This window comes from Lacinutrix himadriensis (genome assembly GCF_001418105.1).
GTDB classification, from domain to species: Bacteria; Bacteroidota; Bacteroidia; order Flavobacteriales; family Flavobacteriaceae; genus Oceanihabitans; species Oceanihabitans himadriense.
The window spans coordinates 788,372-808,343 of record NZ_LIQI01000022.1 but is presented as its reverse complement, the minus strand read 5'-3'; the positions used below and the strand labels follow the sequence as shown (position 1 = coordinate 808,343).

Here is a 19,972-nt window from a genome sequence, read left to right as displayed (position 1 = left end):
TTTGTTACTCTGCTCCTTTTAAGACTAAAAGAGGCACGCGACTTTCAAAATCTACTTTCTTAATCGTGTTTTGCTCCCAAAGTTTTTTAAAGAATCCTCTTTTACGTCTAAAAACGCAAATAACATCGGGGTTATGTGTATTTAAATGCTCTAAAACACCTTGAAATAAAGTTGCATTTTCAGTACTATTATACGAAGTAGCTAACGCTTTCAACTCCACATTTATTTCGGAATCTTCTGTAGAAAAAGCCTTCGTTTTTACTTGCAGTAAATGCATTTCTGTATCAAAGGTCTTTATTATCTTTTGTAATGGTACTAAGGAATTCTGTTTGCTAACGACACCAGATTTTATTGCTGTTAAAATCTTTGTAATCGGTTTATAAACATATCCTTCTGGTATAACTAATACAGGAATATCTGTCTTTTTCACAATGCTTCCTGGTGTTCTTCCTAAAAAATAACTTTCTTGTAAATCATTAGGTCGCTGTCCTACAATTATTAAATCTATTCCTAATTCTTTATTTATCGTCTCTATACTATCTACAACTCCTCCTTTTGCAGATATTATTTTTACGGTTACATTTTTGGTGTCTACTTGACCAACAACTTCTTTCACATTTGCAACCTGCTCTCTAGCAACAATACTATCTACATTTATTATTGTTCCTGCTTTTGGAGCTAAACTAAAGGATCTGAAAACATAAACATCTGCTTGCATAACTTGCGCAAAATCTATAGCGTATTGCAAAGTGTTTTTTGCATTTTGAGATGCACCAATAGGAACTAGAATATTTTTCATTACTTATTATTTAGAATGCAAAAATACAGATTTTATAATAATAGTTGCGACCTTTACCCTTTCTTAAATAAAAATTTAAACTTTTGTCAACCAAAATAAGTCTGAAACAAATAAATAAACTTGCAATTCCTGCATTAATTGCTGGCGTTTCAGAACCTATTTTATCTTTAACAGATACTGCTATTGTTGGTAATATACATATAAACGCTACCGAGTCTTTAGCTGCTGTTGGTATTGTTGGTGCTTTTATATCTATGCTTATTTGGGTTTTAGGACAAACAAGAAGTGCTATATCTTCCATCGTCTCACAATATGTTGGTGCAGATAATGTAGATGCGGTTAAAAACCTGCCTGCACAAGCGATCTTTATTATTACTTCCCTAAGTATTTTAATAATTATTAGCACCTATCCTTTTGCGCAAAGTATTTTTAAACTGTATAATGCTTCTGGATTAATTCTAGACTATAGCGTAGATTACTATAAAATTCGCGTTTTCGGATTCCCTTTTACGTTATTTACCATTGCGGTTTTCGGAACCTTTAGAGGTTTACAGAACACCTATCACCCAATGCTAATTGCTATTATTGGTGCCTCTGCAAACATTATTTTAGATTTCATTTTGGTGTACGGAATCGAAGGATATATTCCTGCTATGCACATTAAAGGTGCTGCCTATGCAAGTGTTATCGCGCAGTTTTTAATGGCTATTTTTTCTGCATATTATCTACTAACAAAAACCAATATTCCGCTGCGTTTTAGTTTTCCTTTTAATCCGGAAATTAAACGTTTTATTATAATGATTCTTAATTTGTTTGTCCGCACACTAGCCTTAAATGTCACCTTATATTTTGCAAGTGCTTTTTCTACAAGCTATGGAAAAAACTACATTGCAGCATACACTATTGCTATAAACCTATGGTTTCTTGGCGCATTTATAATTGATGGCTATGCTAGTGCTGGAAATATTTTATCGGGAAAATTAATAGGAGGAAAAGAATATAAAAACTTAATACTATTAAGTAATAAATTAATTAAATACGGCATTGTTCTAGGAATCACTATTGCAATATTAGGCGCGATTTTATATTATCCTTTAGGAACCATCTTCACTAAAGAGCCTCAAGTTTTAGAAGAATTTTACAACATATTCTGGATCGTATTACTCATGCAACCGCTTTGTGCTTTAGCTTTTATTTTTGATGGCATCTTTAAAGGTTTAGGCAAAATGAAAATCCTTAGAAACGTACTACTCTTTTCTACTTTTGTCGTTTTTGTTCCAATCCTGTTTTGGTTAGATGCTTTAGACTACAAATTATACGGTATTTTTATTGCTTTCACCCTTTGGATTATCGCTAGAGGATTACCATTAATAATAAAATTTAGAAAAGAATTTTTACCACTTTCACAAAAGGTGTAACTTTACCCAAAGTTAATACAATATAAAATGAAATTTTTAGCTGTTTTACAAGAAGTGGACATCAATGAAAAAATAAATAGTGCTCCAGATGCTAATTACGGCATTGGTGTATTTATTGGTTCTATGCTGCCTTTTGTTGTATTAGTAGCACTTGCTTATTTTATATATCGATACAATAAAAACAAAAAAGAATAATTCAACAATAAAATGGAAATATTAAATTTTTTAAGCGGAAACGGTTTTTTTTTAGTGCTAGGAATAGCCTTAGTTATCATCTATTTTTATAACAGAAATAAACGCAGATAATTATCTTGTTTTTAACCAACCTGTAATACTCAATCGCTCGGTATGTACAGGTTTTACTTCGTGTTCTATAATCTGACTTTCAAAGATCACCACACGTCCTGGAAACGGATAAATAACCTTTTCGGTTTCTACGCCGTTCTCATCTAAATACAATACCAATTCGCCACCATTTTCTGGCAACCAACCGTCTTCATTCAAATAACAAACAAAAGATAATTTTCGTCTATCATCGTTTTGAAAGGTGTCTATATGACGTTTATAAAACGTGTTTTTAGGATACAATGCGTAGTGAAACTCTTTATATAAAATCCCTAGAAAGCAAGTCTTGTTTAGGTAAGTAACTAAGCTGTTTATTTTATTAAAAAATAACTGCTCGTAAGTATCTGCTTTACTTTCGTCCATCCACAAAATAATATCTCCACGAATGGCTTTTTCAATGGTTTCGTTAATACGATTACCAATAGCAGCCTTTTTAAAAGCATCTAATTCGTGCTTTTCAATTAAAGATTTTCTTAAAACTAGAACTTCTTCCGCAGAAAAAAAATCTTCAACAATACTATATTTTTTCGCTAACAGATCATCAATAACTCTCTCGTATAAAGGGTTTTCTGTAAATGCAAGTCCTTCAAAAATTTGTTTCATAACTTTACTTGCATCAAGCTTAGTCTTAACAAAAGTGAGCAAATGTAATCTAAAAAGCATTTCCTTTTACAAAATGAATATCTTTGCAGTGAAATAAACAATACAATGAGTAATATTAGAATTACAAAACAGTTCTCTTTTGAGACTGGTCACGCACTTTACGGTTATGATGGTAAGTGTAAAAACGTTCATGGTCACAGTTACAGATTATTTGTAACCGTTATTGGAAAACCAATTACAGATGCAACCAACGTAAAGTTTGGGATGGTTATAGATTTTAGCGATCTAAAAAAAATAGTAAAAGAAGATATAGTTGAAATTTTTGATCACGCCACCGTTTTTAATAAAAACACACCACACCTGGAGCTTGCTAAAGAATTATCCGACAGAGATCACAATGTACTTTTGGTAGATTATCAACCAACCAGTGAAATGATGGTTATTGACTTTGCTTCCAAAATATCAAAACGTTTACCAGACAATATAAAGCTACATTCTCTTAAGTTACAAGAAACAACAAGCTCTTATGCCGAGTGGTATGCTAGTGATAACAAATAGTTTTTAAGAATAATTATGGAGTTACCCTTTTTCGTAAAAACGACAAAGGGTCAGGCTTTCGCAAGTCGCTCTTTGCAAGGAGCTCCAACAATTGCTCAATCCTTAACGCGGCATCCAGCTAACTAACAAACATTTTTTATATTTACAACATGCAAATTCCAGAAGGAAAAAAAATATATTTCGCCAGTGATAATCATTTAGGAGCTCCTACAAAAGAAGCTTCTCTTCCTCGTGAAAAAAAGTTTGTCGCTTGGTTAGATCACGTAAAAAAAGATGCTGCAGCCATTTTTCTTTTAGGCGATTTATTCGATTTCTGGGTAGAATATAAAAACGTGGTACCTAAAGGATTTACAAGAACCTTGGGGAAACTTGCCGAAATATCCGATTCCGGAATTCCGATTTACTACTTTGTTGGTAATCATGATTTATGGATGGATGGCTATTTTGAAGAGGAATTAAACATTCCTGTGTACCACAAACCAAAAGAATTTACCTTTAATAATAAAACGTTTTTTATTGGTCATGGTGACGGCTTAGGTCCAAAAGACAAAGGCTACAAACGCATGAAAAAAGTGTTTACCAACCCAATATGCCAATGGTTGTTTAAACGTGTTTTACATCCAGATTTCGCTATGCGCATCGGACAATACATGTCGGTAAAAAACAAACTTATTTCTGGTGATGATGATGCCAAGTTTTTAGGTAATGATGAAGAATGGTTGGTACAATATTGCAAACGTAAACTAGAAGACAAACACAGAGATTTTTTTGTGTTCGGACATAGACATCTTCCGTTAGACATAGACCTAGAAAACAACGCGAAATACGTGAATCTTGGCGATTGGATTCAGTATTACACCTATGGTGTTTTTGATGGAGAAAACATGATTTTAAAAACCTATAATCCGTAAACCATGCTGATAACTGCTATTATATTTATTCTTCTGGGTGCTTTAATAAAATATGGAAAATTCTATTTCCTAATTGCTGGTTACAATACCATGAGCAAGGAGGAAAAAGAAAACTACAATATCGAAGGTATTGCAAGCCTTTTTAGAAATGTGATGTTTGGTATGGCAGCGCTAATGATAATTGGTTATTTCGCTTCCAAATGGCTAGCAGATACTAACGTAGCGAATATCTTTTTTTATATTTCTATCGCTATCGGAATTCCGTATTTACTGATACAATCCAACTCAAAAAAATATAAAAAATAAGTAGTTAATCCTGTAGATTGGATTCTCTTTTTAGGCGTATTGCATTCCGCAGACTAAACTCTCTCTCGCTCAAGTTTCACCTTTACCGAGGCATAAGTAGAAACCATATAAGGCACAGAAAAAGTAATAAAAAACTTTAAAAGATTTAATTGCTTAAAATCTAATGCGATTAGCTTTTCGCCTTGATTTATCAAATTCAAAACACAACCAACAACTAGAGCTACTTTGATGGAGGAGATAACAATTTCTCTTTCGGAAGCAATTTTCACCGCTTTATTTACTTTACGTATCATACTGCAAAGATATATACTTTATATAAAAAAGCAACCCCGTTTTATATGCCATGAATAGCTCTAAAATTATTCTGCATTTTCATGTTCTTCAATATCCTTGGTTAGATCTAATTTTCTAAACGTTGGCGAAACAATTGCGGTAGTAATTACCGTGATTAAGGTCATGGTTCCTCCAAAAACAACCGCTGTTGCTGTTCCCATAAGTTTCGCAGTTACACCACTTTCAAAAGCACCAAGTTCGTTAGAAGAACCAACAAACATAGAGTTGACGGAAGACACGCGACCTCGCATATTATCTGGCGTTTTAATTTGTAAAATCGTCTGACGTATCACCATAGAAACACCATCGGTGACACCGCTAAAAAATAAAGCTGCAACCGACAACCAAAACGAAGTAGATAGCCCAAAAACAACAATACATATTCCGAAACCAAAAATGGCTACCAACAACTTCATTCCTGCATTTTTACTAATTGGAATATACGCGGTAATTAACATGGTTATAAAAGCACCAACAGATGGCGCTGCAACCAAAATACCAAAACCTTGCGGTCCCACTTTTAAAATATCTTGTGCAAAAATAGCCAACAAAGCAACTGCTCCACCAAAGAGCACCGAAACCATATCTAAAGTTAAAGCACCTAGAATCGCTTTTGTTTTAAAAACAAAATGCACACCTTCTTTTAAACTTTGCATCATAGGCTCGCCAATTTTATCGTTAAGAATGGGTTTCCTTTTTATTTGAAACAAGAATAATAAAGAAACTAAAACGAGCGCGAAAACAATACATAAAGAATAATGTACACCAAGCCAGCCAATGGAGAATCCGGCAAAAGCAACGCCTAAAACACGAGACATTTGCCAAGTAGAGCTATTCCATGTTGCGGCATTCGCATATATTTTTTTAGGTACGATTAAAGCAACTAATGAAAATATGGTTGGCCCGAAAAACGAACGTAAAAATCCGCCAAAAAACACCAATCCGTAAATCGTATAGAGCATACTTTTTTTAGACCAAGAGCTAATAACTTCTGGAGAGGTCAACCAGAAAAGACAAAAACTAATTAACGAAAAAGCAGCAATACAAATCGCTAGCAGGTTTCGTTTTTCTTTTTGGTCTACAATATGACCTGCAAATAACGCCATGGCTAATGCTGGAATAATTTCCATCAGGCCAATAATACCAAGAGACAAAGGGTCTTTTGTTAATGCATACACTTGCCATTCTATCACAATAAATTGCATAGACCAACCAAAAATCAAGGCAAACCGAACTAGTAAAAAAATATTAAACTCTTTAATTCGTAATGCTGCATAAGGATCTTTTTTCGCCATATTAATTTCCTGCGAAGGCAGGAATCTTTTAGTTTGATACCTACAAGGTTTTAAAACCTCGCAGGATAAAAATCTAACATTAAAACCAGAAAGGTCTATGTTAGTTTTCGGTACAAATGTAAAATAACCTAGTTTCTTATTTTAGTTTTTAAGATGTTATTGCTTAATGCCTCTCAACTTCAACTAAAAAACAGGAATATTTTAATTTAAAACCTTGTAGGATAAAGATAACATTTAACCATGTGAAAAGTTTATTTTAAATTTTGGCACAAATGTAAAATAAGTACCAAGGTAATTACATCTTTTTTTGCTATAAATTATGCTTTGATATCTCTCAGTTTTAATTGGAGAGACACATTTCCTTGCCAATGGTTTTCGTCTACAGAATAGACTGCTTTAAATGGTTGTTTATCTTCAATCAAGTGCAGCTTGTTTCCTAAACCAAAGCCAATACAAACCATTTTATTCGCTTTTGGTTGTGTTACGGTAATTCGTAAATGCTTATCGTCTTCGCCAACACATTTTCCGTAACCGGTATCTCTTAAATCTTCAGTTACAAAAATAGGCGTCATATTTCCTGGTCCGAAAGGTCCAAACTGGCGCATAATGCGCATTAATTTATCATTTACCTGATGCAAATCGATCTGTCTGTCGATTTTAATTTCAGGCGTTAATAAGGATTTGTCAATAGTTTTAGAAACCACATCTTCAAAAGCTTGTTTAAAAGCTTCGTAGTTTTCTTCTTTCAGCGTTAAACCTGCAGCATACTTATGTCCTCCAAATTGTTCAATGTGTTCTGCGCAAGCTTCCAAGGCATTGTACACATCAAAACCAGAAACCGAACGTGCCGAAGCCGCTAATTTATCGCCACTTTTGGTAAACACTAAAGTCGGTCTGTAATAGGTTTCAATTAATCGAGAAGCCACAATACCAATAACGCCTTTGTGCCAAGTTTCATGGTAAACAACAGAAGTAAAACCTTCCTGTTCTTTTTGTTCTTCAATTTGCTCCAGAGCTTCTTCTGTAATTCGTCGATCTGCATCTTTTCTATCGGTGTTAAATTCTTCTATTTCGGCAGCATATTTTTCCGCTAATGGAAAATCCATTTCGGTTAATAAGGTTACCGCATAATTACCATGCTTCATTCTTCCAGCGGCATTTATTCTTGGCGCAACGGTAAAAACCACATCGGTAATCGTGAGATTCGTTTTTTTAACTTGGTTGATAATGGCTTGAATTCCGGGTCTCGGATTGGCATTAATAACTTGCATTCCAAAATACGCAAGCACTCTATTTTCTCCGGTAATAGGAACAATATCTGCACCAATTGCGGTGGCTACCAAATCTAGATATTCGGTGAGATCTTCTACGGTTTTATTTTCTTTACTAGCTAAAGCCTGAATGAGTTTAAAGCCTACACCACAACCACAAAGTTCTTTATACGGATACTTACAATCGTCTCTTTTAGGATCTAAAACAGCAATAGCATCTGGTAAGTTTTCTCCAGGTCTATGGTGATCACAAATAATAAAATCGACACCTTTTTCTTTAGCATAAGCGACTTTATCAATGGCTTTTACACCGCAATCTAAAGCGATAATTAAGGAGAAATCGTTGTCGTTTGCAAAATCAATTCCTTGATACGAAACACCATAACCTTCTTCATAACGATCTGGAATATAGGTTGCAACGTTTGCAGTTCTAGTTTTTAAATAGGAAGACATTAATGCTACGGAAGACGTACCGTCCACATCATAATCACCAAAAACCAATATGTTTTCACCCTTTGCAAAAGCAGCTTCAATTCTTGCCACTGCCTTGTCCATATCTTGCATTAAGAACGGATCATGCAAATCACTTAAACTTGGTCTGAAAAAGGTTTTGGCTTCCTCATAGGTTTCAATGCCGCGTTGCAAAAGTAAGGTTGCAACAATTTCATCTACTTGTAGTGATTTTTGTAAAGCTTCTAGTTTTTTAGCTTCCGGTTTTGGTTTAAGTGTCCAACGCATATACTAATATAGAAAATTTTCGCTACTTATTGTGATAATGAATAGATGTTTTTACTTCTGCAAACTGACGAAACATTTCCATAACACCACAGTACTTATCTACAGACAAGTCCACTGCCTTTTTAATTTTAGATTCGTTTAAATCTTTCCCAGTAAAATGATATTCTACGGTTACGGTATGGTAGTATTTTGGATGTTCGTCTGTAAGTTCCCCTTCAACGGTCATATAAAAATCTTCAACAGGTGCTTTCATTTTATCTAAAACGGAAACCACATCTAAACCAGAACAACCCGCTAAAGAAGATAACATCATTGCTTTAGGAGCCATTCCAGAATTTGTACCTCCAAAATCTTCGGAAGCATCCATCATTATAGAATCCCATCTCGGATTATCAGATTCGAAAACCATATTCCCTTTCCATTTGGTTGTAATTTTATCAGACATATTATAAGATTTTTTGTTTCTTGTGTAAGATTATTTAAATAAATAAGACACAATGCACATCTATCTATTTATGCTAACAAAGTTAGATGGTAAAAGAAGATGTTTATTGTTCATTCAAAAATACTACTAAATAAAATATTATGCCATTAGTTACACCATTATCTGCAGACCACGATTTAGAAACCAAAAAGCTTGCAGAATTCTTTAATGAAACCCTTGGGTTTTGCCCAAACTCGGTACTTACCATGCAACGTCGTCCTGCGATTAGCAAGGCTTTTATAAATTTAAATAAAGCCGTTATGGCTAACGAAGGTCGCGTAACCTCAGCCTTAAAACGTATGATTGCTTGGGTTTCTAGTAATGCTACAGGTTGTAGATATTGCCAAGCACATGCTATTCGCGCTGCAGAACGTTATGGAGCAGAACAAGAACAACTAGATAATATTTGGGAGTACAGAACACATCCTGCTTTTTCAGAAGCAGAACGTGCGGCTTTAGATTTTAGCTTAGCTGCTAGTCAAGTGCCAAACGCTGTAGACGCAACGATACAAAAACGTTTACACGAACACTGGGACGAAGGTGAAATTGTTGAAATGCTTGGAGTAGTTTCCTTATTTGGTTATTTAAACCGTTGGAACGATTCTATGGGAACCACTTTAGAAGGTGATGCTATTGAAAGTGGAAACCAATTTTTAGGAAAACACGGATTTGAAGTTGGAAAACACGTTTAGATAGTATGCAGTAGGCAGTAACCGTTTTCCGTTTGCTTACTCTTAGTCTTCATAATAATAATAATAATAACATATAAACCTTGCTAGAAATAGTGAGGTTTTTTTGTGATATAAAAATATTTATTATTGGTTAAGACATGAGAAAAATGAATAAATAAATTTAGCCAAAATAATTTTTACACAATCATAATGCACTGATTACAAGATATTTGTGCTACGGTATTTCATGTCTTAATATTTTTCAGAAAGTCCTTATATTTTTGAAACAGAAAAACATACTAAAATAATTTACAGCAGAAGCTCTCGTGTCACACCTAGTTTAAAATGACTGGATTATTTTAGCTTAAGAATTCAATAATTATGGAATTATCAGTTAATCAAATAGTAGTTATCTTTCTAATTATCATATTAATTGCTGCTATATTTTTTATAAATAAAAATATAAATCAAAAACACGAACTTAAAGTATTGAAAAGGTTGAAAAAACGTAGTCCAAAAAAAATTAAAGCTCAAGCAAAATACATGAAAAATTCAATACATAAGAGGAGTGAAACTTCAAGTGTAATTGATTATTTTAAAATGCTCTTTACTCTTTTTTGAAGTTCCGGAACAACATTCACCTCAAACCAAGGGTTTTTACCTTTCCAGAATCTATTATTTGGCGAAGGATGCGGAATAGGGAAATACTTCGGTAAGTATTCTTTATAATTTGCAACCGTTTCGGTTAATGTTCTTTTAGCGTCTTCTTGCAAATAATATTTTTGAGCGTACAGCCCAATTAAAATAACCAGTTCTATGTTTGGCATTTCCTTTAAAAGCACTTCATGCCATTGTGGTGCACATTCTTTTCTTGGTGGTAAATCCCCTGTTTTTCCTTTTCCGGGATAGCAAAAACCCATTGGCATTAATGCAAATTTGGTTTCATCATAAAAATCTTCATCGGTAACGCCTAACCATTTACGGAGTTGTCTTCCGCTAGGATCATTCCACGGAATTCCCGTTTTATGCACACTCGTTCCTGGTGCTTGTCCGATAATTATTATTTTGGCTTTCGGATTTGCTGTTATTACTGGTCGTGGACCAAGTGGTAAATGCGCTTCGCAAATAGCACATTGTCTTATCTTGTACAGTAAATCTTCCATTGAATAAGAAATAACCCTTTTACTTTTTTGTTAAAGGAAAACCCTCAAAAACCAATCCTTCAAAACCGGTTTTCATAAAGTTTCTAATATTTTTATGTCCGTCACCTTCCGGATCTTTTAAAACTTCATCAAAATAAAATGCGCCAAAACAAGTCAAGGTTTCTGCTTTAGATAAACCTTCCACTTTTGCAAAAGCAAACAATTTACAGGAACCTGAATTTTGTCCTTCGGCATTTTCTAAAGGGCCATTTGTAAAAGCTTTTGGCGTGAATTCATAATTCGCATAAATAACATCCATGGTTTCAGAAAACGCAATAGTTTTTGGAGCTATTTTTAATTTATTTTTGAATGTTTTTATATCCATTTTAATATTTTCTGTTGCTATTCTGAAAAATAAAACTACTTTCTTATTTCTTAGAATTTCCAGCAACCACAACAACAATTTCTCCTTTTGGTGGTTTATTGGTATAATGTGCTAACACTTCTTTTGCGGTACCACGAATGGTTTCTTCGTATAGTTTTGTTAATTCTCTAGAAACCGAAACCTGTCGTTCTTCTCCAAAATACTCACAAAAATGCGCTAGTGTTTTTATTAGTTTGTGCGGACTTTCGTAAAAAATCATGGTTCTCGTTTCTTCGGCTAGAAGTAATAATCTGGTCTGACGTCCTTTTTTAACAGGAAGAAAACCTTCAAAAACAAACTTATCGTTTGGCAAACCACTATTTACTAATGCTGGTACAAACGCGGTTGCTCCAGGTAAACAATCTACCTCAATGCCATTTTCTACACAGGCTCTGGTTAACAAAAATCCCGGATCTGAAATCGCCGGCGTTCCCGCATCACTAATCAAAGCAATAGTTACACCTGATTTTAATTTTTGAATTAATGCTTCGACCGTTTTATGCTCATTATGCATGTGGTGGCTTTGCATATGCGTACCAATTTCAAAGTGTTTTAAAAGTTTTCCTGAAGTTCTAGTGTCTTCGGCTAAAATAAGATCTACATCCTTTAAAATTTCGACAGCTCTAAAGGTGATATCCTTAAGGTTTCCTATTGGTGTTGGGACAATATATAATTTACTCATTACTCAAACTTGCTTTCAATAAGTTCTAAAAGGCGCACTTCTACGTCTTCTTTACCAATCCAATTATTATAATCGGGTTTCACCATATTCTGAATAAAATTTTGCGCTTCTTCAAAAGATTGTGAGGTGTTTATTTGTGAAATCACACGTTCGTAATCTTCGTTTTTACCATCAAAAAGATGTTTTATAAAAGCTATTTTATCATTTAATCCAATGTGTAAAGCTCCTGTTTTTAATTTTTCGTATAGTGACTTTTTTTCGTTGGTTTTATTTACTTTTTCAAAAACAGGCATTTCTGTAAAGTCGGCTGTAATTTCTTCAAAGTCATTTTTATGAAACTGTGTTTTTGGTATTACGGTTTCTAAAAAGTCATCTACTTGATGTGTTTCCCCTGGCATTTGCGCTACCATGTCCTTAATTTTTTCAATGGCAGGTTCCATGATGGCTTCGTTTTCATTTTCATCCATGTTAATATAGGTTCTATCTTCCACCTCTATATTATCACTCACTTTATTATTAAAAGCAGTGTCTAGCATGCCAAAAAAAGAAGAATCATTGCCTATGGTTGGTATACTATCTTCAAAATTTTCTTGTGCAAATTTTAAAACCGTAAGTTTTTCATAAAGCGCAGCAACCTCTTCATGCATTTTATTAACATCTTCTTTCCCTTTTAGCTTTAAAATTCTATGAGCAATGCTCATTAATTCAGATTCCAACTTCTTCTTCATGACATATTAATTTTTATTTTTCGAATATAATGCAATTTAGCCTTTTGATTTTTAATAAATTTGCGTCACCTTTATGCAAAACGAAAAAAGGTTTTGTTTTAGTGTTAAAATTACAAAATGTTTCTTGAAAATACAGTAAATCAAAAAGAACAATTTGGTTGGATTGAAGTAATCTGCGGATCAATGTTCTCTGGGAAAACCGAAGAATTAATTCGAAGGCTTAAGCGTGCGCAATTTGCAAAGCAAAAAGTAGAGATTTTTAAACCTGCCATAGATGTGCGTTACGATGAAGAAATGGTTGTTTCTCATGATGCTAACGAAATTCGCTCGACGCCAGTGCCTGCTGCTGCTAATATTCCAATTTTAGCAGACGGCTGCGATGTGGTTGGTATTGATGAAGCACAATTTTTTGATGACGAAATTGTACGTGTTTGTAATGACTTAGCAAACAAAGGCATTCGTGTTATTGTTGCTGGTTTAGATATGGATTTTAAAGGAAACCCTTTTGGCCCTATGCCAAATCTAATGGCTACTGCAGAATACGTTACTAAAGTACATGCGGTTTGTACAAGAACTGGGAATTTAGCACAATACAGTTTTAGAAAATCACTGAATGACAATCTGGTATTACTTGGTGAAACCGACGAATATGAGCCTTTAAGTCGTGCTGCATACTACAAAGCTACCATGCGCGAAAAAATAAAGTCTATGAAAGTTGAAGACGTCGAAGAACTTTCTACCAAAGAAAATAAACCCAATGTCTAAGGTTCAAGAAACAACCCTTGAAATAGATTTAAAAGCGCTTTCGCATAACCACAAATACCTTAAATCTAAGCTACAACCTAAAACCAAATTTTTAGCAGTTGTTAAAGCTTTTGCTTATGGTAGCGATGCGGAAGAAATAGCAAAACATCTTCAAGATTTAGATGTCGATTATTTTGCTGTGGCTTATATTAATGAAGGTGTTGCGCTTCGTGATGCAGGAATTACTAAACCAATTTTAGTATTGCACCCTCTAGCTGTAAATTTTCAAACCCTTATAGAACGTTGTTTAGAACCAAGTATTTATAGTCTTAAAATTTTAAAAGAATTTATAGCTGTTGCTGCCAAAGAAAAACAACAAAATTATCCGATTCATATAAAGTTTAACACCGGATTGAATCGCTTGGGCTTTAATGCCGAAGAAATAGATACAATACTTCCGTTATTAAAAAATAATGCTTCGGTAAAAGTAACCTCTATATTTTCGCATTTAGCAGCTAGCGAAGATTTAAATGAAAAGGAATTTACTTTAAATCAGATAGCGAAGTTTAAAGATATTGCGGAAACATTCCTTAAAAAAACAGGGTTCCAACCAATACTTCATATGTGTAATACTTCAGGAATATTAAATTATCCCGAAGCACATTTTGATATGGTTAGAAGCGGAATTGGATTATATGGTTTTGGTAATTCGGAAAAAGAAAACCAAAATTTTACACCTATTTCTACTCTTAAATCTGTTATCTCCCAAATTCACACGATACAAAAAGGAGAATCTTTAGGTTATAACAGAGCATATACGGCAACGAATACTACAAAAACGGCAACCATACCCATTGGTCATGCAGATGGTATTGGTAGACAGTATGGAAATGGCATTGGTTTTGTGACTATAAACGAGCAAAAAGCACCTATTGTTGGTAATGTTTGTATGGACATGATTATGGTAGATGTAACCAACATAGACTGTAATGAAGGAGATGAAATTATTGTTTTTGGAAAGCACCCAACTGCCGAAACTTTAGCAAATAAAACAAACTCTATTTCTTATGAGTTGCTAACTTCTATATCTCAACGTGTAAAAAGAGCATTTCATCGTTAAAAACTCCTACTAGTGAATTAATTTCTTATATTTTGTTAAAATTTTAACTAATTTTGCATTAAATTAATTAACTAATAAAAAACATATATCATGTTAAAAGAATTTAAGAATTTTATTATGACTGGTAACGTGATTGATTTCGCTGTTGCTGTAATTATGGCCGGAGCTCTTGGAGCTGTTATAAACGGTTTCGTATCTAAAATCGCTATGCCTCTTATTGGTTTAGTAACTGGTGGAAAAAGTTTCTCAGACAACTTTTGGACTCCTGGAGACGAAGTATACAAAACTGTTGCTGCTGCTAAAGAAGCAGGAGTTGCTGCTGTAGAATACGGAGCGTGGGTAGACACTATTATTAGTTTACTTGTTGTTGGTTTTGTAATGTTCTTACTTGTAAAAGCATACAATAAAACAAAAACTCCTCCAGCACCTGCTGCACCTGCAGGACCATCTCAAGAAGATTTACTTGCAGAAATTAGAGATTTATTAAAAAAGTAATCTTCTTTAAGAAAAACTCTATAATTATATAATCATCATATAATTACTAAAAAAGCCTCATTTAATTTAAAATGAGGCTTTTTTTATACGCCATTTTTAACAAAAAAAACGTTGTATATTAAACGTTTGCATTAATAAATGCTATAGTTTTGTAGTCTAAATTTTATAAAATGAAAGTAGCTGTAGTTGGTGCAACTGGAATGGTTGGGGAAGTAATGAGACAAGTTCTTGTAGAGCGTAATTTTCCTGTAACAGAATTTATTCCTGTTGCTTCAGAAAGATCTGTTGGAAAAGATATTGCATATAATAACAAAAACTACAAAGTAGTTGGTTTACAAACCGCTGTAGATATGAAACCAGATATCGCTATTTTTTCTGCTGGAGGAGGTACTTCATTAGACTGGGCTCCAAAATTTGCAGCAGTAGGAACGGTAGTTATAGATAATTCTTCTGCATGGAGAATGGATCCAACAAAAAAATTAGTAGTTCCAGAAATTAATGCCAAAGAGCTTACTAAAGAAGATAAAATTATAGCAAACCCTAATTGTTCTACTATTCAATTAGTATTAGCATTAGCTCCATTGCATGAAAAGTACAAAATGAAACGCGTTGTTATTTCTACATATCAATCGGTTTCTGGTACAGGAGTTAAAGCGGTACAACAGTTAGAAAATGAAATAAATGGTATTGAAGGAGAAATGGCTTATCCATATCCTATTGGCAGAAATGCACTACCACATTGTGATGTTTTTGAAGAAAACGGGTACACGAAAGAGGAAATGAAACTCGCTAGAGAACCTCAAAAAATATTTAATGACAGAACTTTTTCTGTAACAGCAACTGCGGTTAGAATACCAACTTCTGGAGGACATTCGGAATCGGTAAATGTAGAATTTGAAAACGACTTCGATTTAAAAGACGTTAGACAATTACTAAGTGAAGCATCAGGGATTATTGTGCAAGACAACCCAGCAACCAACACCTACCCAATGCCTATTTTAGCACATGGAAAAGACGATGTTTTTGTTGGTAGACTTAGAAGAGACGAAACACAACCAAACACTTTAAATATGTGGATTGTTGCAGATAACCTAAGAAAAGGTGCCGCAACAAACGCTGTTCAAATTGCTGAATATTTAGTAGAAAACCATTTAGTGTAAACATATTAAACTACTTTAACATAAATATTGCTGTAGTTTAACCTGTTTAACATTAAGTTAATATAAAAAATTGTAACTTAATAGCCATTTTTAAAACTATGGTTAAAAAATTACTTTTTGTATTTTCTTGTTTTTTTATTAGCACACTTTTTTATTCTTGTGACTCTGATGATAATTATATATCCATCGAAGAACCAGAAATAATTGAAGAACCAGAAACGTCTCCTGTAGTTTTTGATATAACGCAAGTGCCTTATACTACACTTTCAGAATACAACTTTTTTGAAGGGGATCTTAAAAATCTAAATCCGGTATACGGTGTATTACCTTACGATTTAAGTTCTGCTCTTTTTTCAGATTATGCTAAAAAGAAACGCTTTATCTGGATGCCTTCCAATGTTAAAGCAAATTATAATGGAGATCACGAAATACTTAACTTCCCAGTTGGTACGATTTTAATCAAGAATTTCTATTACAATAACGTTTTACCAAACAATGAAACAAAAATAATTGAAACCAGATTATTGATTAATAAAGCAGACGGTTGGAGCTTTTTAAATTATATCTGGAATGATGCACAAACCGAAGCTACTTTTAATTTATCTGGAGGTGTAGTAAGCACAGACTGGAACGAAGGAATTGAAACAAAGCACGTAGAATATAGAATACCAAGTGCATCACAATGCCATACTTGCCACAAAACAGGAAACACTTCCATACCAATTGGTCCAAAGCCTAGAAATTTAAATATCGCTTATAATTATGGAAATGGGGATATTAATCAATTACAAAAATGGGCAGATTTTGGCTACTTAGCAGAAAACTATCCTTCTAATATAGAAACGCTTCCTAATTGGGAGGACGAGACATTATCTCTAAATTCAAGAGCAAGAGCTTATCTTGATATTAATTGTGCGCATTGTCATTCGGAAGAATCTCATTGTGCTTATAGACCTATTCGATTTAATTTTGATGCGACTTCAAATCCTACCAATTTTGGTGCTTGTGTTGAACCAGATGATAATTTTGATAGCGGATTAACACATATCGTAGAACCAAGAGACACAAGAAAATCTGTATTGTTCTACAGATTAAATGAAACGGAAGAATCTATTAGAATGCCATTATTAGGCAGAACACTTAGACATATTGAAGGACTTCAATTGGTCGAAGCGTGGATAAACTCACTAACCATACAATGCAACTAAAATCAATAAAAACATGAAAAAAATTACACTTGTACTTTCCCTAATGCTATGCTGCTATTTCGCTACAGGACAAGTACTAAACGAAAATGCAAACTGGCCAAATACGAATTGGGATTTAGACGGTACTTATGATGCAGCACCTCTAATATTTACTGGAAACCCAACAGTAGCTGGAGGATCTTCAAGTTTTTCTTTTGATGACGATGAAGGAGGTGGAAGTTCGGATAACAATATAGGAATCCAATCTCCTACCATTAATTTAACGAACGCATTTAATGCTGGAGAAACTATTTTAGCAGTTTCTTCTTCTTATGTATTTAATGTATATGCAAACGAAACTTTAAACCTTCAATATTGGAATGCAAATACGAATACTTGGGTGAATTGGGGACCAACATACGATAGTGACACTTCAAATCCGCCAAATGTAGATTATTGCAACGGTACACCTAACGATTTCCAAAGTGTTGAATTAGACGTTTCAGGATTTACAAGTAATCAGCTTCAAAACTTTAGATATCGTATTTATTATGATGATAATGATTCTTTTGGATATGGAATTTGTTTTAATTCGCCAAACCTATCTTCTTCAGCCCCTCCAAATTGTCCACAAATCACCGATTTAAGTATTTGTAATGTAACAGATAATTCGGTAGAGGTTTACTGGTCGCCAGGGAACAATGAAGTTACATGGCAAATTGCAATACAATCGCAAGGATCTGGAGCTCCTTCTTCTGGAACATCTACCAACATAAATGAGGCCTATATGATTTCCGGGTTATCCGCGAATTCCAACTATGAAATATATGTTAGATCGCAATGCCCTGATGGAAGTGGATTTAGTCCTTGGACTTCCTTATCTTTTTCCACAAACAACACGCCTCCAGCACCTAATACATTTGCTTTTACTCAAGACAATAGTATATCATCTATAAGTGCATCTAGTTATGCGGTTGTAGATATGAATAATGATGGATTAGACGATTTAATTGCCGCTAGCGCTTCTAGCCTTCAAATTACTTACCAATCTGAAAACGGTTGTTTTGATGAAACCCTTTATATTACGTCTGCAAATTATGGTCCGGGATGGAGTATTGCTGCTGGGGATTTAGATGGTAACGGATATAACGATTTATTATATGGTGCAGGAAATGGCGTATCTTTTATTATGGCTAATGCAGATGGTACAAGCTACTCCCAGTCTTTTAATACTACCGATTATGTTTTCTCACAACGTTCCAATTTTGTAGACATTAATAATGATGGTAATTTAGATGCTTTTGTTTGTCATGATGTAGAGCCAAACGTATATTTTATTAATGATGGAACTGGTAATTTAGCCTTTTTCCAAGGTCCTTCTTCTGGTGTTCCTAACGGAATAGGTATACATCCAGATGGTGGAAATTACGGAACCGTTTGGGTAGATTATGATAATGATGGGGATTCCGATATGTTTATTGCTAAATGTAGAGGTGGTGATGTAACACATAAAATAAATGAACTGTGGCGTAATGACGGTAATGGTGTATTTACAAATGTTGCTGCCGATCCTGGTGTAAACCTTGCCGACCCTGTGCAAACTTGGTCTTCTGCTTGGGCAGATTATGACAATGATGGCGATATGGATGCATACATTGGAGCAAGTTCAAGTTCTGATGGTGCCCACAAATACATGTTAAATAATGGAGATGGTACTTTTACATACGGAACTCCGCCTAGTGGCGCTCCTTACGGAATTGAAAATGCACCGGCAGATTTTAATAATGATGGTTATGTAGATATTCTATCTAACGGTAGAATGTTACTTAATAATGGGAATAACACGTTTACGGTTGTAAATACAGGAATGCCTCCTAGTGGAGCCATTGGAGATCTTAACAACGATGGTTTTTTAGATGTATTTGGAAGAACAAACAATACAGGTACCATGTATATAAACAATCCTAACGAAAATAATTGGATTAAAATAAGAACACAAGGAACCACAAGTAATTACAATGGTATTGGCGCTAGAGTTGAAATTGTTACGCCTTCTGGAACACAAATTAGAGATGTAAGAAGTGGCGAAGGGTTTGAATTTATGAGTAGTCTAAACACCCACTTTGGTATTGGTACAGATACCGAAATTACTAGTCTAACCATTAAATGGCCTTCTGGAACAGTAGATGTTATTTCAAATCCAAATATTAATGAAACCATCACAGCCATTGAAGGAGATAATCCACTGAGTATAAACAACAATGTACTTGAAGATGATCTTGTTATTTATCCAAACCCTGCAAAAGATATGGTTACTGTTAGATCTTCCATTCCATTAAACAATGCGGTGTATACTATATATGATATTACAGGGAAACAAATTCTAAATGCTAGCTTAAAAGCGAATACCATTAATGTTTCCAAATTAAGCACAGGAATATATGTATTGAAAATCACTATAGACGGAAAAAATAAAACACAAAAATTAATTAAAGAATAAAACGATAAATCTTTCTTAAAAGCTCTACTATTCATTTATTAGAGCTTTTTTTATGCTA

The 19,972-nt window shown here is 34.0% G+C and carries 22 protein-coding genes; 12 read left to right on the top strand and 10 right to left on the bottom strand.

From position 1 onward, the window contains the following. Positions 1–4: 4 nt before the first annotated feature. The gene (locus tag AMD28_RS11230) at positions 5–799 is read right to left on the bottom strand and encodes a universal stress protein (protein WP_055444200.1); all 795 of its coding nucleotides are present in this window, start codon (positions 797–799) and stop codon (positions 5–7) included. A gap of 83 nt (positions 800–882) precedes the next feature. Here AMD28_RS11230 and AMD28_RS11225 point away from each other — a divergent pair, with 83 nt between their 5' ends. Both AMD28_RS11225 and AMD28_RS18715 read left to right on the top strand, forming a co-directional pair. Next, a complete protein-coding gene (locus AMD28_RS11225; protein WP_055444199.1) occupies positions 883–2,217 on the top strand; it encodes an MATE family efflux transporter in 1,335 nt (444 codons plus the stop codon). A 27-nt stretch (positions 2,218–2,244) separates the two neighbouring features. Beyond that, positions 2,245–2,412: a hypothetical protein gene (locus AMD28_RS18715; RefSeq protein WP_162838502.1), complete on the top strand. Its 168-nt coding sequence runs from the start codon at positions 2,245–2,247 to the stop codon at positions 2,410–2,412. A 111-nt stretch (positions 2,413–2,523) separates the two neighbouring features. On the opposite strand, the gene AMD28_RS11220 is transcribed toward AMD28_RS18715, so the two are convergent. After that, on the bottom strand, positions 2,524–3,165 hold the full coding sequence (locus AMD28_RS11220; protein ID WP_055444373.1) for a 2OG-Fe(II) oxygenase: 642 nt from the start codon (positions 3,163–3,165) through the stop codon (positions 2,524–2,526). A 105-nt stretch (positions 3,166–3,270) separates the two neighbouring features. Between AMD28_RS11220 and AMD28_RS11215 the strand changes: the two genes are divergently transcribed. The 3 genes from AMD28_RS11215 to AMD28_RS11205 all read left to right on the top strand — a co-directional run bounded on the left by AMD28_RS11215 (position 3,271) and on the right by AMD28_RS11205 (position 4,940). Further along, positions 3,271–3,723: a 6-pyruvoyl trahydropterin synthase family protein gene (locus AMD28_RS11215; protein ID WP_055444198.1), complete on the top strand. Its 453-nt coding sequence runs from the start codon at positions 3,271–3,273 to the stop codon at positions 3,721–3,723. Between the two features lie 149 nt (positions 3,724–3,872). Beyond that, positions 3,873–4,634 (top strand): UDP-2,3-diacylglucosamine diphosphatase, encoded by a 762-nt coding sequence (locus AMD28_RS11210; protein ID WP_055444197.1) that lies wholly within the window; start codon positions 3,873–3,875, stop codon positions 4,632–4,634. Positions 4,635–4,637: 3 nt separating this feature from the next. After that, the gene (locus AMD28_RS11205; RefSeq protein ID WP_055444196.1) at positions 4,638–4,940 is read left to right on the top strand and encodes a DUF3784 domain-containing protein; all 303 of its coding nucleotides are present in this window, start codon (positions 4,638–4,640) and stop codon (positions 4,938–4,940) included. Positions 4,941–4,993: 53 nt separating this feature from the next. Here the strand turns inward: AMD28_RS11205 and nrtS are convergent, their stop codons facing one another. From nrtS to AMD28_RS11185, 4 genes are all read right to left on the bottom strand, one after another. After that, positions 4,994–5,233 (bottom strand): nitrate/nitrite transporter NrtS, encoded by a 240-nt coding sequence (gene nrtS / locus AMD28_RS11200; protein WP_055444195.1) that lies wholly within the window; start codon positions 5,231–5,233, stop codon positions 4,994–4,996. 66 nt (positions 5,234–5,299) lie between these two features. Continuing rightward, a complete protein-coding gene (locus AMD28_RS11195) occupies positions 5,300–6,568 on the bottom strand; it encodes an MFS transporter (protein ID WP_055444194.1) in 1,269 nt (422 codons plus the stop codon). 317 nt (positions 6,569–6,885) lie between these two features. Beyond that, positions 6,886–8,577: a single-stranded-DNA-specific exonuclease RecJ gene (gene recJ, locus AMD28_RS11190; protein WP_055444193.1), complete on the bottom strand. Its 1,692-nt coding sequence runs from the start codon at positions 8,575–8,577 to the stop codon at positions 6,886–6,888. A 22-nt stretch (positions 8,578–8,599) separates the two neighbouring features. Then, positions 8,600–9,022 (bottom strand): OsmC family protein, encoded by a 423-nt coding sequence (locus AMD28_RS11185; RefSeq protein ID WP_055444192.1) that lies wholly within the window; start codon positions 9,020–9,022, stop codon positions 8,600–8,602. Positions 9,023–9,162: 140 nt separating this feature from the next. Between AMD28_RS11185 and AMD28_RS11180 the strand changes: the two genes are divergently transcribed. Further along, complete coding sequence (locus AMD28_RS11180) at positions 9,163–9,753, top strand: carboxymuconolactone decarboxylase family protein (RefSeq protein ID WP_055444191.1); 591 nt, start codon at positions 9,163–9,165, stop codon at positions 9,751–9,753. A gap of 569 nt (positions 9,754–10,322) precedes the next feature. Here the strand turns inward: AMD28_RS11180 and AMD28_RS11170 are convergent. From AMD28_RS11170 to AMD28_RS11155, 4 genes are read right to left on the bottom strand one after another with little or no spacing between them, the layout of a single operon-like run. Further along, positions 10,323–10,895 carry a uracil-DNA glycosylase family protein gene (locus AMD28_RS11170; protein WP_055444189.1) on the bottom strand — a complete coding sequence of 191 codons (573 nt, stop codon included), beginning with the start codon at positions 10,893–10,895 and terminating at the stop codon, positions 10,323–10,325. 19 nt (positions 10,896–10,914) lie between these two features. Further along, the gene (locus AMD28_RS11165; RefSeq protein ID WP_055444372.1) at positions 10,915–11,259 is read right to left on the bottom strand and encodes a HopJ type III effector protein; all 345 of its coding nucleotides are present in this window, start codon (positions 11,257–11,259) and stop codon (positions 10,915–10,917) included. A gap of 43 nt (positions 11,260–11,302) precedes the next feature. Next, the gene (gene rsmI / locus AMD28_RS11160; protein ID WP_055444188.1) at positions 11,303–11,980 is read right to left on the bottom strand and encodes a 16S rRNA (cytidine(1402)-2'-O)-methyltransferase; all 678 of its coding nucleotides are present in this window, start codon (positions 11,978–11,980) and stop codon (positions 11,303–11,305) included. Further along, on the bottom strand, positions 11,980–12,708 hold the full coding sequence (locus AMD28_RS11155; protein ID WP_055444187.1) for a hypothetical protein: 729 nt from the start codon (positions 12,706–12,708) through the stop codon (positions 11,980–11,982). The genes rsmI and AMD28_RS11155 overlap by 1 nt, the downstream gene beginning before the upstream one ends. Positions 12,709–12,825: 117 nt before the next feature. Here AMD28_RS11155 and AMD28_RS11150 point away from each other — a divergent pair, with 117 nt between their 5' ends. From AMD28_RS11150 to AMD28_RS11125, 6 genes are all read left to right on the top strand, one after another. Further along, positions 12,826–13,473, top strand: a complete 648-nt coding sequence (locus AMD28_RS11150; protein WP_055444186.1) for a thymidine kinase — start codon at positions 12,826–12,828, stop codon at positions 13,471–13,473. Next, positions 13,466–14,572, top strand: a complete 1,107-nt coding sequence (gene alr / locus AMD28_RS11145; RefSeq protein WP_055444185.1) for an alanine racemase — start codon at positions 13,466–13,468, stop codon at positions 14,570–14,572. Before AMD28_RS11150 ends, alr begins: the two co-directional genes overlap by 8 nt. Before the next feature lie 90 nt (positions 14,573–14,662). Beyond that, positions 14,663–15,067: a large conductance mechanosensitive channel protein MscL gene (mscL, locus tag AMD28_RS11140; protein ID WP_055444184.1), complete on the top strand. Its 405-nt coding sequence runs from the start codon at positions 14,663–14,665 to the stop codon at positions 15,065–15,067. A gap of 170 nt (positions 15,068–15,237) precedes the next feature. Further along, positions 15,238–16,227 carry an aspartate-semialdehyde dehydrogenase gene (locus tag AMD28_RS11135; RefSeq protein ID WP_055444183.1) on the top strand — a complete coding sequence of 330 codons (990 nt, stop codon included), beginning with the start codon at positions 15,238–15,240 and terminating at the stop codon, positions 16,225–16,227. Positions 16,228–16,325: 98 nt separating this feature from the next. After that, positions 16,326–17,435: a hypothetical protein gene (locus AMD28_RS11130; RefSeq protein ID WP_055444182.1), complete on the top strand. Its 1,110-nt coding sequence runs from the start codon at positions 16,326–16,328 to the stop codon at positions 17,433–17,435. Between the two features lie 13 nt (positions 17,436–17,448). Then, positions 17,449–19,914, top strand: a complete 2,466-nt coding sequence (locus tag AMD28_RS11125) for an FG-GAP-like repeat-containing protein (protein WP_055444181.1) — start codon at positions 17,449–17,451, stop codon at positions 19,912–19,914. Positions 19,915–19,972 lie beyond the last annotated feature (58 nt).